The sequence below is a fragment of the Marinococcus sp. LNSP9103-4 genome (assembly GCF_056034345.1).
In genome coordinates, this window is record NZ_JBQLIA010000020.1 from 1 (window position 1) to 15,471 (window position 15,471).

15 protein-coding genes, 1 rRNA gene and 1 other annotated feature are annotated in these 15,471 nt (G+C 47.7%); all 16 genes read left to right on the forward strand.

The window, feature by feature from the left end:
- A 5S ribosomal RNA gene (gene rrf, locus ACTRXG_RS12735) occupies positions 1-77 on the forward strand; the annotation flags it as partial.
- A gap of 115 nt (positions 78-192) precedes the next feature.
- The gene (locus tag ACTRXG_RS12740) at positions 193-891 is read left to right on the forward strand and encodes an MgtC/SapB family protein (protein WP_474285341.1); all 699 of its coding nucleotides are present in this window, start codon (positions 193-195) and stop codon (positions 889-891) included.
- Positions 892-1,032: 141 nt separating this feature from the next.
- Positions 1,033-1,497 (forward strand): CtsR family transcriptional regulator, encoded by a 465-nt coding sequence (locus tag ACTRXG_RS12745; RefSeq protein ID WP_322527264.1) that lies wholly within the window; start codon positions 1,033-1,035, stop codon positions 1,495-1,497.
- A gap of 14 nt (positions 1,498-1,511) precedes the next feature.
- The gene (locus ACTRXG_RS12750; protein ID WP_474263592.1) at positions 1,512-2,087 is read left to right on the forward strand and encodes a UvrB/UvrC motif-containing protein; all 576 of its coding nucleotides are present in this window, start codon (positions 1,512-1,514) and stop codon (positions 2,085-2,087) included.
- Complete coding sequence (locus tag ACTRXG_RS12755) at positions 2,087-3,151, forward strand: protein arginine kinase (RefSeq protein WP_474263595.1); 1,065 nt, start codon at positions 2,087-2,089, stop codon at positions 3,149-3,151. Before ACTRXG_RS12750 ends, ACTRXG_RS12755 begins: the two co-directional genes overlap by 1 nt.
- 30 nt (positions 3,152-3,181) lie before the next feature.
- Positions 3,182-5,638 carry an ATP-dependent protease ATP-binding subunit ClpC gene (gene clpC, locus ACTRXG_RS12760; protein ID WP_474263597.1) on the forward strand — a complete coding sequence of 819 codons (2,457 nt, stop codon included), beginning with the start codon at positions 3,182-3,184 and terminating at the stop codon, positions 5,636-5,638.
- Between the two features lie 132 nt (positions 5,639-5,770).
- Positions 5,771-7,159, forward strand: coding sequence for a DNA repair protein RadA (gene radA, locus ACTRXG_RS12765; RefSeq protein ID WP_474285342.1), 1,389 nt, complete (start codon positions 5,771-5,773; stop codon positions 7,157-7,159).
- 183 nt (positions 7,160-7,342) lie between these two features.
- The gene (locus ACTRXG_RS12770) at positions 7,343-8,467 is read left to right on the forward strand and encodes a PIN/TRAM domain-containing protein (RefSeq protein WP_474285344.1); all 1,125 of its coding nucleotides are present in this window, start codon (positions 7,343-7,345) and stop codon (positions 8,465-8,467) included.
- 239 nt (positions 8,468-8,706) lie between these two features.
- A complete protein-coding gene (ispD, locus tag ACTRXG_RS12775) occupies positions 8,707-9,402 on the forward strand; it encodes a 2-C-methyl-D-erythritol 4-phosphate cytidylyltransferase (protein ID WP_474263602.1) in 696 nt (231 codons plus the stop codon).
- On the forward strand, positions 9,402-9,881 hold the full coding sequence (gene ispF, locus ACTRXG_RS12780) for a 2-C-methyl-D-erythritol 2,4-cyclodiphosphate synthase (protein ID WP_474263604.1): 480 nt from the start codon (positions 9,402-9,404) through the stop codon (positions 9,879-9,881). The genes ispD and ispF overlap by 1 nt, the downstream gene beginning before the upstream one ends.
- Positions 9,882-9,936: 55 nt before the next feature.
- Entirely contained in the window at positions 9,937-11,397 is a 1,461-nt protein-coding gene (gene gltX / locus ACTRXG_RS12785; RefSeq protein ID WP_474263606.1) for a glutamate--tRNA ligase, read from the forward strand.
- Positions 11,398-11,406: 9 nt separating this feature from the next.
- Positions 11,407-11,624 (forward strand) — a binding site (T-box leader).
- 88 nt (positions 11,625-11,712) lie between these two features.
- Positions 11,713-12,387, forward strand: coding sequence for a serine O-acetyltransferase EpsC (gene epsC / locus ACTRXG_RS12790; protein ID WP_474263608.1), 675 nt, complete (start codon positions 11,713-11,715; stop codon positions 12,385-12,387).
- Positions 12,387-13,781: a cysteine--tRNA ligase gene (cysS, locus tag ACTRXG_RS12795; protein WP_474285345.1), complete on the forward strand. Its 1,395-nt coding sequence runs from the start codon at positions 12,387-12,389 to the stop codon at positions 13,779-13,781. Before epsC ends, cysS begins: the two co-directional genes overlap by 1 nt.
- Position 13,782: 1 nt before the next feature.
- Positions 13,783-14,199 carry a Mini-ribonuclease 3 gene (locus ACTRXG_RS12800; protein WP_474263612.1) on the forward strand — a complete coding sequence of 139 codons (417 nt, stop codon included), beginning with the start codon at positions 13,783-13,785 and terminating at the stop codon, positions 14,197-14,199.
- Complete coding sequence (gene rlmB, locus ACTRXG_RS12805; protein ID WP_474263614.1) at positions 14,196-14,948, forward strand: 23S rRNA (guanosine(2251)-2'-O)-methyltransferase RlmB; 753 nt, start codon at positions 14,196-14,198, stop codon at positions 14,946-14,948. The genes ACTRXG_RS12800 and rlmB overlap by 4 nt, the downstream gene beginning before the upstream one ends.
- Positions 14,945-15,457 (forward strand): NYN domain-containing protein, encoded by a 513-nt coding sequence (locus ACTRXG_RS12810; protein ID WP_474263616.1) that lies wholly within the window; start codon positions 14,945-14,947, stop codon positions 15,455-15,457. Before rlmB ends, ACTRXG_RS12810 begins: the two co-directional genes overlap by 4 nt.
- The last annotated feature ends 14 nt before the right edge of the window (positions 15,458-15,471 follow it).

Below are 15,471 nucleotides of genomic sequence, written 5' to 3' on the forward strand. Positions count from 1 at the left end.
CGAACACGGAAGTTAAGCTCTTCAGCGTTGATGATAGCCGGGGGTTCTCCCCCCGTGAAAGTAGATCGCTGCCGGGCGAGTTCAACCGTTTCCCTTTTTGGGGAAGCGGTTTTTTTATACCATGAAGCGTTAAACAAAGTAAAAAAGATAAGGTATAATAAATGAAAGGATGTGACTCAGGTGGAGCAGTGGATGGAATATGAATCAATTACGATACTCATTCGTTTAATTCTTGCTGCCTTTTTGGCGGGAGTAATAGGAATTGAACGTGAATCGAAAGGCCATCCAGCTGGTTTTCGGACCCACATGCTGGTTGGGACCGGTTCCTGTTTAGTGATGCTGCTTGCGTTATTTGGCTTTCAGGATTATTTAAACCAAAACGGGGATTTGGTTGCTTATGATCCTTCACGTCTGGCCTCTTATGTAATAAGTGGTATTGGCTTCCTCGGCGCTGGTACCATTATAGTCCAGGGTGCTTCTATCCGGGGGCTGACTACTGCTGCTTCCATCTGGATAGTCGCTGCTATCGGCTTGACTATAGGAGCAGGCATGTTTTTTGCTGGTATTGCCGCTACAGTTCTTGTATTGACAAGTCTTATCTTTTTAAACCACGTAGACAAATGGTTTAAAAACGTTTCTGATACGGACGTATTGTTTATAGCTATGAACAAAGAGGCAAATGAGCTCGGCGAGACGATTCAACGTCTGGAAAGCATGGAAGTTCAAGTTCAAAAAATAAAGGGCAAGGAATTTGATGAAGACGAAGCCCCTCTGCTTCATTATTATATTAAAGTTCAACTGCCGGAGGGGATAGCTGAAACAGAACTGTATGAGTCTTTATATAAAATAGAAAGCATAAAAGAAATAGAGCTTAATCCGTCCTATGAGTAACATACTGCAGGACGGATTTTTCATTTTGCTCGTCTCTAGCTTGAAAACAGTTGAATAATATTATATATTATAGTCAAAGATAGTCAAAATCAATTTTTTGATAATAGCAAGACGAACCGGGGCGGAGAGGAGGTCGCGGGAATGAAAAGCATGTCTGATGTTATTGAAAATTATTTGAAACAAATTTTAACACAGAGTGAACAGGATCTAATTGAAATTAAAAGAAGTGAACTTGCAAAGCGCTTTGAGTGTGTCCCCTCCCAGATTAACTATGTCATAAGCACGCGTTTTACTATTGAAAAAGGCTATGTAGTAGAGAGTAAACGTGGTGGTGGCGGGTATATACGAATTACAAGGGCTAAAATTTCAGATCACGCAGAACTGCTTCGGCAAGTTTCAGATCTTGTAGGGCACGGTATTGACCAAAGAACAGCAGAGAGCGTTATTATGCGTTTGTTTGAGGAAAACGTGGTGAATAAGCGTGAAGCAAATTTGATGCTTGCGGCAGTTGATAGGTCTATACTGGCCTTAAAGTATCCAGAAGAAAGGGATATTGTTCGTGCGCGGATTATGCAAGCTATGATAGAAAGTCTGCGCTATGAATAAGGGAGGGAAGATATATGATCTGCCAGAATTGCGGTCAGCGTCCGGCCTCTTTGCATTATACGAAAATCGTTAATGGAGCTAAAACAGAGCTTCATTTATGCGAAGAGTGTGCCAAAGAACAGGGGGAATCCTCTGAAACAGAGCATTCTTTCATGTCGGCTGCGGGCGGCTATACCATCCAGGATTTATTGTCGGACTTACTAAACATGGACCAGCCCAGTACAGCTGGAAACGCTGAAAAAAAACAGCCGAAAAAAACAAACACAAACAGGCCGCTGACATGCGACAACTGCGGACTGACGTATAAGCAGTTCACTAAAACCGGCCGATTGGGCTGTGCTCATTGCTATCACGCATTTGAGTCGAAGCTGACGCCTGTTTTTCGCCGGGTGCACAGCGGCAATACCAATCATACCGGCAAGGTCCCAAAACACAGGCACGAGAAGCTGCATGCCCAAAGAGAGCTCGAGGAGAAAAAACAACAGATTAACATTCTCGTCCAAAATGAAGAGTTTGAAAAAGCTGCGGAATTAAGAGACGAAATCCGTACCCTTGAAAAGCAGTTTCAGGGAAGGGAGGAAGACAGCTGATGGCATCCGAGCACTTTTTTTCAGAAGCGATCAGTCCGTGGATGCAGGAAGGGCCGGGACCGGAAGGCGATATTGCCCTCAGCACCCGGATCCGGCTTGCCCGTAATATAGAGCAGTACCCCTTTCCTGTTTTTGCTTCAGAAGAAGCAAGTGCAACACTTCTGCGCTATGCTTCCTCCACTCTGTTGAATCAGTCAGAAGAAGTAGGCTCTCTTGAAGCGTTGAATATGAATGAGCTTCGTCCGAATGAACGGCAGGTACTGGTGGAAAAGCATCTTGTCAGCCCGTATTTAATAAAAAATATGGAACATAGTGCTGTTCTTTTGAATAACGATGAATCAATCAGTATTATGGTTAATGAGGAAGATCATTTGCGTCTTCAATGTCTGAGTAACGGTATGCAGCTTGAAGAATGTTACAATGAAGCTGACCGTCTGGACGATTGGGCAGAGGCTAACCTTACCTATGCGTTTGACGAACGGCTCGGTTACTTAACAAGCTGCCCGACGAATGTAGGGACAGGTATGAGAGCTTCAGTAATGGTACACCTGCCTGCGTTAGTCTGGACCAATCAACTCAGCCGTATTCTCCCGGCTATTCACCAGCTTGGCCTGGTCGTAAGAGGCATTTACGGAGAAGGCAGTGAAGCACTAGGCAATCTTTTCCAAATTTCCAACCAGATGACACTGGGAAAATCTGAAAAAGATATTATCGAAGATCTGCGCGGTGTAGTAATGCAGGTGATTCAAAGAGAACGCCATGCACGCGAGTCTCTGCTCAGCTCTTCAAGGTTAAAGCTCGAAGACAGGGTGTTCAGATCCTACGGTATCCTTGCATACAGCCGGACAATGACGACAAAAGAGGCTGCTAACCGTTTATCAGATGTAAGGCTTGGTATCGATCTGGATTTAATTAAAGGGATTCCGGGTAATATTTTGAATGAACTTATGTTACTGACTCAGCCTGGTTTTCTTGAGCAGTATGCAGGAAAATCACTGAGTCAGGAAGAAGCAGATATAAGACGGGCAAATGTGATCCGTGAGAGAATAAAACTTGAACTATAGATTTACTAATGCGTAGGAGGTGCGTGCAACATGATGTTCGGCCGTTTTACAGAACGAGCGCAAAAAGTACTGGCGCTAGCTCAGGAAGAAGCTATCCGCCTTGGCCATAATAATATAGGAACAGAGCATATTCTGCTCGGTTTAGTACGTGAAGGTGAGGGCATTGCTGCAAAAGCTCTGCAGGCACTGAATTTGGATACAGACCAGATTCAGCAGGAGGTGGAAACCCTTATCGGCACAGGCCAGCAGGGGTCGAAAACGATTCATTATACCCCGCGGGCGAAAAAAGTTATTGAGCTTTCCATGGATGAGGCACGAAAGCTTGGCCATTCCTATGTCGGCACAGAGCATATTCTGCTTGGATTAATCCGGGAAGGAGAAGGCGTTGCAGCCCGGGTGCTGAATAATCTTGGAGTTAGTCTGAACAAAGCCCGCCAGCAGGTGCTTCAGCTTCTCGGAAGCAATGAAGGGGCTTCGAGCTCCGGAAGCCAGCAGGCTCCGGGAGCAGGTGGAAGTGCCAACACGCCGACTCTTGACAGTTTAGCAAGGGATTTGACGGCAGTAGCTAAAGAAGAAGGCCTTGATCCGGTAATCGGAAGAAGCCAGGAAATTGAACGTGTTATTCAGGTATTAAGCCGCCGGACGAAAAACAACCCGGTTCTTATCGGGGAGCCTGGTGTAGGTAAAACAGCTATCGCTGAAGGCCTCGCTCTGTCGATCGTTTCCAATGAAGTGCCGGAAACACTCCGCAATAAGCGGGTTATGACTCTCGATATGGGTACTGTTGTTGCCGGCACAAAATACCGCGGTGAATTTGAAGACCGTTTGAAGAAAGTAATGGAAGAGATTCGTCAGTCCGGAAATGTGCTGCTGTTCATCGATGAACTGCATACATTAATCGGTGCCGGCGGTGCAGAAGGTGCAATCGATGCCTCGAACATCCTGAAGCCTTCACTCGCACGAGGAGAGCTTCAGTGCATCGGTGCCACCACCCTGGATGAGTACCGCAAGTATATTGAAAAAGATGCTGCGCTTGAACGTCGTTTCCAGCCAATTCAGGTGGACGAACCGACACTTGAAGAATCCATTCAAATTCTTGCCGGACTGAGAGACCGTTACGAAGCCCATCACCGGGTAACTATCGGAGACGAGGCGATTGAACAGGCAGTAAAATTATCCGACCGGTATATTTCGGACCGTTTCCTTCCGGATAAAGCAATCGACTTAATCGACGAAGCTGGTTCACGGGTGCGCCTGCGCTCATACACAGCGCCGCCGAACCTGAAAGAACTCGAGCAGAATCTCGAAGAAACGCGTAAGGAAAAGGATGCGGCCGTGCAGAGTCAGGAATTTGAAAAAGCGGCTTCACTCCGTGATTCCGAACAGCGGCTTCGGGCGGAAGTCGAAGAGATGAAAAACGAATGGAAAGAAAAACAGGGGCAGGAAAACTCTGCGATTACGACAGAAGACATTGCTCAGGTGGTTTCAAGCTGGACAGGCGTTCCAGTATCCAAGCTCGCAGAAGAAGAAACGGACCGCCTGCTTCACATGGAAGACATCCTGCATAACCGGGTTGTCGGCCAGGACGAAGCAGTCAATGCTATTTCCAAAGCAGTGCGCCGTGCCCGTGCCGGATTGAAAGATCCAAAACGGCCGATCGGCTCCTTTATCTTCCTCGGGCCTACCGGTGTAGGTAAAACGGAGCTGGCACGCGCTGTTGCAGAAACATTGTTTGGCGATGAAGAATCGATTATCCGAATCGATATGTCCGAATATATGGAACGCCACGCGACGAGCCGCCTGGTCGGTTCTCCTCCAGGCTATGTCGGCTATGAAGAAGGCGGACAGCTGACAGAAAAAGTGCGCCGTAACCCGTACTCCGTAATTTTGCTGGATGAAATCGAAAAAGCTCACCCGGAAGTATTTAACATTCTGCTTCAAGTACTTGAAGACGGTTTTCTTACCGACTCTAAAGGACGCCGGGTCGACTTTAGAAATACAGCGCTGATTCTGACATCAAACGTCGGGGCAAGTACTCTGCGTCAAAATAAAAGTGTCGGCTTCGCTGCCCAGTCCACCGAGCAGAAATTCGATGATATGCGGGATAAAATCATGGGCGAGCTGAAAAACACCTTCCGTCCTGAATTTATCAACCGTCTGGATGAAATCATTGTCTTCCACAGCCTGGAAAAAGAGCACATCAAAAAGATCGTGCGCTTAATGACAGAGCAGCTTAAAAAGCGTGTGGAAGAGCATGGTATCAGCATTGAAATTACTGAAACAGCACTTGATAAAATTGCTGACGAAGGTTTCGATCCTGAATACGGGGCCCGCCCGCTCAGACGTGCTCTGCAGCGTCACGTGGAGGACCGTTTGTCCGATGAACTGCTTAAAGGTACGCTTGAAGAAGGCAACACTGCTGTGATTGACGTGAAAGACGATGAATTTATCGTTGAAACAAAATCAGGCACAGCGAAAGCGCAATAAAGCTATACTCGAAACAGCTGCCTTGTGGCATATTAATGTCAGGGGGCAGCTGTTTTTCTTTTTATGAACGATAAAATTACGTGGAATCGAAACGAAAAATAGATACAGCCCGTAGTAAAAGAGGAGGATCGTATGGCAAAAGCTAAAACAAAATTTGTCTGCCAGGAGTGCGGGTATGAAACCCAAAAATGGATGGGGCGCTGTCCTGCCTGCAGCAACTGGAATACGATGGTAGAGGAAAAAGAAGCACCGTCATCGAAAGCAGGCCGCCGCCCGGCGGCAAATGTATTCAGCGAAGCTGACAAACCGACACCGATTACCCAGGTAACCGGAGAAAAGGAAAACCGCATTTCAACGTCTGTAGGCGAACTAAACAGAGTATTAGGCGGGGGCATCGTGCCCGGGTCACTCGTACTTGTTGGGGGAGATCCGGGAATTGGGAAGTCAACGCTGCTTCTGCAGGTTTCTGCTCTGCTTGCTTCTCAGAAGTACCGTGTCCTTTATGTTTCCGGAGAGGAGTCGGTCAAGCAGACGAAAATGAGAGCGGAACGGCTCGGAGTGGAAGCAGACACGCTGTTTGTCTTTACAGAAACGAACATGGAGCGCATTGAAGCTGCGATGGAGGAAGTGAAGCCGGATCTTGTGATTATCGACTCGATTCAGACCGTCCATTCGGATGAAATCCAGTCGGCGCCCGGGAGCGTAGCGCAGGTGCGTGAATCGACGTCGACGTTTATGCACATTGCAAAAAATCAGGGCATTGCTGTATTTGTTGTAGGACACATGACCAAGCAGGGGTCCATTGCCGGACCTAAAATGCTCGAGCATATGGTGGATTCTGTGCTTTATTTTGAAGGCGAACAGCATAATACGTACCGGATTTTACGGGCCGTTAAAAACAGATTTGGTTCGACGAACGAAATTGGAATATTTGAAATGAAGGAGGCTGGACTGAAGGAAGTAACAAATCCTTCAGAAATCTTTCTTGAAGAGCGGACGGAGGGTACTTCGGGATCAGCTGTTGTAGCTTCTCTGGAGGGGACCCGGCCGGTGCTTGTAGAACTGCAGGCGCTGATCGCCCCTACCAGCTATGCTTACCCGCGCCGGACGGCTACAGGAATCGACCAGAACCGGATTGCGCTTCTGATGGCAGTGCTTGAAAAGCGTCTTGGCATGCTTCTTCAAAACCAGGATGCCTATATTAATGTCGCCGGAGGCGTGAAGCTCGACGAGCCGGCAGTCGACCTTGGTATTGCTATATGCGTTGCCTCGAGCTTTCGGAATCAATCCACAAACCCGGGGGATATTGTTATGGGAGAAGTCGGCCTTACCGGAGAAATCCGTCGTATTTCCAGGGTGGAGGAGCGCGTGAAAGAAGCAGCGAAGCTCGGGTTTTCGCGGGCGATTATTCCATCGAAGAATATCGGGGGCTGGACATTTCCGGAAGGCATTCAGGTAGTAGGCGTCAAAACGCTTGAAGAAGCACTTGATGCTGCACTCGAACCAGCGCCGCTTAGATAAATTAAAGATGAAGGTCCTGATTGCATAGGGGGACCTTCTCTATCCTTTTTCCTAATAATTAAGAAAATTCAACAATCTCATGAACATATTGTATCAAATTGTCCAAAGTTATGATAAATATGACGTTAGTGGTTTGTACCAGAGGAAAAATGTTTATAATACACTTAAGGAGGTGTTTGGAAAGTGTTGGAAAAGATTGTACAATTATTTTTTGTTCTTGCCGGTATTACGTTAGGATTCCTTTATATTCCTGAACTTATTTCTTTATTTCCTTTTTATACTTTTCCTGAATGGGTTTACAATGCCTATATCGGTGCTGTTGTAGGAGCGGTAATCGTTGGGTTTGTGTTTTGGGCCGTGAGCCTTTGGATCGCGACGCCAATTGTCAACGGCATGCGGTTCCTTGAAGAAAAGGTCGTGAAAGCTCCTGTCACAGACGTGCTGTTTGGAACGCTTGGACTGATTTTCGGCCTGGTGGTTGCCTTTCTAATTTCTCTTCCACTCAATTCTATCCGTATTCCAGTAATTGATTCCGTTCTTCCCCTATTTTTATCCTTTTTCTGCGGCTATTTTGGCTTTCAGATTGGATTTAAAAAGCGTGATGAACTGTTGGGCCTTTTTTCAAGCTCAAAAAACGCTGCAGCAAAGGAAGAAGCAGCGCTGGCTGCAGCAGCAGCTTCAGAAGAAAGCCAGGCGTGGGAGAAGCTGCTCGATACAAGTGTGATTATTGACGGGCGCATTGCAGATATCTGCCAGTCAGGATTTATTGAAGGGAAGCTGGTGATCCCGGAGTTCGTACTTGAAGAGCTTCAGCATATTGCGGATTCCTCAGACGTATTAAAGCGTAACCGGGGCCGTCGAGGACTCGATATTTTAAATCGTATTCAGAAGGAGCTTCCTATCGAAGTAGAGATTACGGACGCCGATTTTGAAGACATTCATGAAGTGGACAGCAAGCTGGTAAAACTTGCGAAAGTGCGAAATGGTATTGTCGTCACCAATGATTTTAATTTAAACAAAGTGTGCGACCTTCAAGGCGTCAGTGTATTAAACATCAATGATTTGGCTAATGCAGTCAAACCGGTGGTTCTTCCTGGTGAGGAAATGATGGTCCAGGTGATCAAAGACGGCAAGGAACAAAGCCAGGGGATTGGATACTTAGACGATGGCACGATGATTGTAGTCGAAAGCGGCAAAGGCTATATCGGCCAGGAAATAGAAGTGGTAGTCACGAGTGTCCTGCAGACAAGTGCGGGACGGATGATATTTGCAAAACCAAAGGTATCGAAACGCGAAAAAGCTTTATAATGAGATGCCCTGTGCCTGCACAGGGTTTTTTCATGCGGATTTCCACCAAATATAAACAGCTGGCAGCTTTTCCTATTGGGGAAGTTTTGGTAAAATTAATGTTTGATAAGCGGTGCGGTAGAATAAATACAGCGTTTTTCGGGTATCAGCATATTATTAACAGGCGGACTTTGCTAAAAAAGCAGAGAAAAAGCAATACATACAACGGGAACATAATGTCTTGAAATTGGAGAGGTACTATGAACTATGCGGTAGTCATTCCTGCAGCCGGCCAGGGAAAACGGATGCTGGCAGGCCATAATAAACAGTTTCTCGTTTTAGAAGAACGGCCATTAATAATTCATACTGCATCTGTTTTCGAGCAGGATCCGTGGTGTAAAGAAATTATTGTTGTTGCCAATGCTTCAGAAATTTATGACATGGAAGAGCTTTTCGAAGAGTGGGGCATTCGGAAGGTGAAGCAGGTGGTTGTAGGTGGAAATGAGCGACAGAACAGTGTGCACGAAGGCTTGAAACGCCTTCTTCCCGAGCACCGGGTCGTTCTGGTGCACGACGGGGCCCGCCCATTCGTGGAACAGGAAGATATTCACCGCCTCGTGGAACAGGCAGAGCAAACAGGGGCAGCAGTGCTTGGCACAAAAATGAAAGACACCGTCAAACGTACAGATGGGGAGACGGTGCTTGAAACGATCGACCGTTCCAGCTTATGGGCGGTACAGACCCCGCAGGCGTTTCAGGCAGCGGTGGTGACGGAAGCCTACGATTACGCAGCAACCCACCAGATTATTGGCACAGACGATACCAGCCTTGTGGAATATATGGGCCGGCCGGTAAAGATTGTGGAAGGAAGCTACGATAATATTAAATTGACCACTCCTGAAGACATGGTGGTAGCCCGGGCGATTTTGCAGAAGCGAAGAGAGGGAAGAAAGTAATGAGAATTGGACATGGATATGATGTACACCAGCTGCAGGAAGGACGGCCTTTAATCCTGGGAGGGATAAACGTTCCTCACGATAAAGGACTGCTCGGACATTCGGATGCAGACGTTTTACTTCATGCAGTAACAGATGCGATACTAGGGGCAGTCGGGCTCGGCGATATCGGCAGGCATTTCCCGGATACGGACCCGGAATTTAAAGATGCTGATTCTGCGGACCTGCTTGCTCATGCCTGCAGTCTTGTGAAAGCAAAGGGATGGAAGCTTGGAAATGTCGATGCGACTATACTGGCCCAGCAGCCAAAAATGGCTCCGCATATTCCGGAAATGAAAAAGCGTATCGGCGAACTGCTTGAAGCACAAGCAGAGGACCAGGTGAATGTAAAAGCGACGACCACAGAGAAGCTAGGATTCGTCGGCCGAAAAGAAGGTATTGCTGCTCATGCTGTTGTACTTCTGCAGCCAGCCGATTAAATATACGTAAAAATAGAGAATATAAAAAACAGAAAGTCTACGGAGGGTGAAGGAAATGAGTGAAAAAGTACGTGTACGGTTTGCTCCGAGTCCAACCGGCCATCTTCATATCGGCGGAGCGCGCTCGGCATTATTTAATTATTTATTCGCGAGAAGCCAGGGCGGAGATTTTATTCTGCGGATTGAAGATACAGACCAGGAGCGTAATGTGGAAGACGCTACGGCCCGTTTAATGGAAAGCCTGCGCTGGCTTGGCATTGAATGGGATGAAAGTGTGGATGTCGGCGGCCCGCATGCTCCTTATCAGTCGATGGAGCGAATCGGACTGTATAAAGAATATGTCCAGCGTCTTCTCGATGAAGGCAAGGCCTACTATGATTATATGACAGAAGAAGAGCTTGCCCAGGAAAGAGAGGAACAGATGGCCCGCGGGGAAGCGCCGAAATACAGCGGACGGGATCGGGATCTTACACCAGAGCAGCGGAAAGCATATGAAGACCAGGGCATTAAGCCGGTCGTTCGTTTCCGTGTTCCTGAAGGACAGAGCGTCATCATTGATGATGTTGTAAGAGGAAATGTTATTTTCGAATCCAACGATATCGGTGATTTTGTCATCGCCCGTAAAGACGGCATACCAACATACAACTTTGCGGTAGTGATTGATGATCATTTGATGGAAATTTCCCACGTCATCCGTGCAGAAGAGCATCTTTCCAACACGCCGCGGCAGGCTCTGGTCTACGATGCCTTTGACTGGGAAAAGCCGCGTTTTGCCCACGCTTCACTGATTTTGAATCCGAACCGCCAAAAAATGAGCAAGCGTGATGGCTCCGTTATTCAATTTGTAGAACAGTACCGTGATCTTGGATATCTTCCGGAAGCTATCGTGAACTTTCTGGCACTGCTCGGGTGGTCTCCAAAAGGAGAAGAGGAGCTGTTTACGATTGAAGAATTAAAAGAACAGTTTTCACTTGAGCGGGTTTCGAAGGCGCCGGCGGTCTTTGATACGGACAAACTTGCCTGGATGAACAACCAGTACGTAAAAGAAGTGGACACAGAACGTCTTACGCTGCTTGCACTTCCGCATCTGCAGGAAGCAGGAAAGCTGCCGGCAGAACTTTCGGAAGACCAGTACGAGTGGCTGAAGCAGCTTGTCGGGATCTATCAGGAACAAATGCACTATGCAGCAGAAATTGTCGATCTGACAGATCTGTTCTTCAAAACAGAAATCGACTATACCCAGGAAGCCCGGGAAGTACTCGAGCAGGAGCATGTAAGCACCGTACTTCAGCACTTCTCGAAAGAGCTTGACGAGGCTCCGGATTTTGAACCGGAAACGGTGAAAAAAGCGGTAAAAGCTACCCAGAAAGCGACAGGCTATAAAGGAAAGCAGCTATTTATGCCAGTCCGGGTGGCGACGACCGGGCAGACGCACGGACCCGAGCTCCCGGCAGCCATTTCGCTCCTCGGAAGAAACGTCGTGCAGGCAAGACTGCAGCAGGTTATCTCCTCCTAAATAAATATCGGTAAAACTATGACAGGAAGAAGTAAAAAACAACAGGCTTTATACAGAGATGCTCTCCGTTGGCTGAGAGAGGGCACTGAGCCGGTTTTTGAAATGCGTCCTGGAGTCCTCTGCTGAATATAGTAGGCAGCGGCGGAGTGTGCCCCGTTACGGCAAAAAGAGAAGCGTCTGTCCCGGCGCTTAAACAGAGTGGAACCGCGCTTTAAAGCGTCTCTGTGCGAATTCGCACAGAGACGTTTTTTTTATTGATATACTAAGCATATAATATGAAAGCCTGAGAGAAGGAATAGAAAGTGGGGAAGCACCATGTGGAAAACGCTGAAAAATGATTTGGACGTCGTATTTGACCAGGATCCGGCAGCGAGAAACCGTCTGGAAGTGGTCTTCACGTATGCGGGGGTACACGCAGTATGGTCTCATCGTTTCGCTCATTGGCTGTGGAAGAAAAAGATGTTTTTTCTTTCCCGCGTGATCTCTCAGCTCAGCCGCTTTGTCACCGGAATTGAAATTCATCCGGGAGCGGTGGTCGGCGAACGGTTGTTTATTGATCACGGCATGGGGGTCGTTATCGGAGAAACATGTGAAATTGGCGATAATGTCACGATTTTCCAGGGCGTTACTCTGGGCGGCACGGGCAAAGAAAAAGGCAAGCGGCATCCGACGATTGAAGACCACGTATTAATCGCAAGCGGCGCCAAAGTACTCGGTTCCATGACGATTGGTAAGCATTCCCGTATTGGTGCGGGCTCGGTCGTATTGAATGAAGTGCCGCCCAACTCGACGGTCGTCGGCATTCCGGGAAAGGTCGTTGTACAGGATGGCGTGAAAATCAACAGAAACTCGCTCGACCATCAGAATCTCCCGGATCCGGTGGCTGATAAGATCCGTTCACTCGAAGAGGAAATCGAGCTGCTGAAAGAACAACTCCCGGAACATAAAAGTGCAAACCGCGAACAATCGGTGAAAGGAAGAGAGCAGTAATGGCGATTCATATATACAATTCGTTAACTAATCAAAAAGAGCTGTTTCAACCGATAGACCCGGACCGGATTACGATGTATGTGTGCGGGCCGACTGTGTACAACTACATTCATATCGGCAACGCCCGTCCTGCTATCGTTTTTGATGCTGTCCGCCGCTATCTGATCTACCGTGGATACAATGTGTATTACGTGTCGAATTTTACCGATGTGGATGACAAAATTATTAAAGCTGCGCAGGAAATGAATGAAGAAGTGCCTGTGCTCGCTAATCGTTTTATTGATACGTACCTTGAAGATATCGAATCGCTCGGAGTTGAAAAAGCGGATCTTCATCCACGGGCGACCGAAACAGTGACAGAAATGATTGAGTTTATCGAGCAGCTGATCGCAAAAGGATTTGCCTATGAATCAAACGGTGATGTGTATTACCGCACGAAGAAATTCAAAAACTACGGGAAGCTTTCCTCCCAGTCTGTCGGGGATCTGCAGATGGGCGCGCGGATTGAAATAGGCGAACAGAAAGAGGACCCGATGGACTTCACGCTCTGGAAAAAAGCGAAGGAAAACGAAATCGCCTGGGACAGCCCGTGGGGCGAAGGACGCCCGGGCTGGCATATTGAATGCTCGGCGATGGTGAAAAAATATATGGGAGATACTATCGACATCCATGCCGGCGGCCAGGATTTAAAATTTCCTCACCACGAAAACGAAATTGCCCAGACGGAAGCATTGACCGGAAAACCGATGGCCCACTACTGGATGCATAACGGCTATATTAATATTAACAATGAAAAAATGTCGAAATCGCTCGGTAATTTCGTGCTGGTGCATGACATGATTCAGCAGCACGATCCGGAAGTAATCCGCTTTTTCATGATGCAGGCGCACTACCGCAATCCTATTAACTTTGACAACGACCTGCTTGAATCAGCCAGGGCCGGGCTGGAACGACTTCGTTCGACGATTGAAAACGTCAAGCACCGCCGGGGCGAAAGCGCGGACGGCGGCAGCAGGGAAGGACGGGAAGCAGCAGAACGGGCGAAAGCGCGCTTTCTGGAGGAAATGGACGATGATTTTAACACGGCAAATGCCATCAGTGTGCTTTTTGACCTGGCCCGGGAAGCAAATAAATACATGCAGCAGCCGCAGACAAGTATTGATTCGCTGGACGCAATTATTGAAACGATGACAGAAATCGGAAACGTCCTGGGGGTTTCTTTGGAAAAAGAAGAAGAAATGCTCGACGAAGATATTGAACAGCTTCTCGAAGAACGGGTGGAAGCAAGAAAAAACAAAAACTTTGCCCGTGCCGATGAAATCCGGGACCAGCTCGAGAACGACGGAATTTTATTGGAAGATACGCCGCAGGGAACCCGGTGGAAGAGGAAATAACATGATAAACTATAGTAAAGTGGATGAAAAGCAGTTAAATGCGCTGGCGCTTGCCTATATGGGAGATGCAGTGCTTGAAACCCACATCCGTCATTATTTAATTTCGGAAGGGAAAGTTCGGCCGCAGGAGCTGCATAAGCAGGCTACCTCCTACGTATCGGCTCAGGCACAGGCGGAAGTGCTTCGGTCCATGTGGGATGAAGGGTATTTAACTGAAGAGGAGACAGCCGTAGCCAGGCGGGGACGTAACGCGAAATCCGGAAGCATCCCCAAAAATGCGGATCTGGCCACCTACCGCATGAGTACGGCGTTTGAAGCAATGCTTGGGTATCTGTATTTTGCCGGAAGACAGGAACGGGTGAACGAAATTATTGCATTTGCGATAGACAAAACACAAGAAAGAGGCCAGTCATTATGAGCCAGGAATGGATCGCGGGGAAAAATCCTGTTATAGAAGCGTTAAAAGCCGACCGGAAAATTGAAAGAATTATGATCGCAGACACTTCCAAAAAAGGAGCAGCACAGGAAATACGCGCTCTCGCAGGAAAAAAAGGCATAACGGTTCAGGAGGTTTCAAAGAAAAAACTCGATGAACTCGATGCAGGCGTGCATCAGGGAGTGGCAGCTGCTGTCCCTTCGTATCAGTATGCAGGGCTGGATGATTTATTCCGTAAAGCAGAAAAACAGAATGAGGATCCTTTTTTCCTCGTACTGGACGGGGTGGAGGACCCTCATAATCTGGGGTCCATGATACGAACCGCGAATGCCTCCGGCGTGCACGGCGTCATTATTCCGAAAAGGCGGGCGGCAGGTGTGACCCAGACTGTGGTAAAAACATCAGCAGGAGCCGTCGAGTACGTGCCGGTAGTCCGGGTCACTAACATTAATAAGACGCTCGATGAATTAAAGGAAAAAGGTCTTTGGATAGCCGGGACAGGCACAGAAAATGCCTCTGATTACAGGCAGATGCAGGCGGATATGCCTCTTGCTCTCGTAATCGGAAATGAGGGTAAGGGATTGAGCCGGCTCGTAAAGGAAGCCTGTGACTTTCTGGTAGAGATTCCGATGCACGGACCGGTTACTTCATTGAACGCTTCTGTCGCTGGTGGTGTTCTAATGTACGAAGTGCTGCGCAAACGCCAGGAGAAGGGAAGGCAGACACCATGAAGGACATTCTTCTCGTAGATGGATATAATGTAATTGGCGACTGGCCGGAGCTGAAGCCGCTCCGGGCCGGTCATCTTGAAGAAGCACGGGACCGGCTTATTGACGCGATGGCGGAATACCAGGCGTATAAAGGATGGAGAGTTATTGTTGTTTTCGATGCCCACATGGTCCCCGGTATCGGAAAAAACTATCAGCTGAAACGTGTGGAGGTCGTATATACGAGAGAACACGAGACAGCTGATGAGCGCATCGAAAAATTAGTTGGAGAGTTAAAAAATGTGGAAACAAGAGTACACGTCGCCACCTCTGATTATGCCGAACAGTCAATGACGTTTGGGAGCGGGGCATTAAGAAAATCAGCCCGGGAGCTCCGGCATGAAGCAAAGCTTGTTGAAAAAGGCATTGAAGAACAGCTTGCAAATCAAAAAAAAGCAATTCATAAGACTACTCTTCCTATAACGGAAGAAATGGCAGAAATTTTCGACAAATGGCGCAAAAGGGATCTGTAGGCAGTTGACGCTCT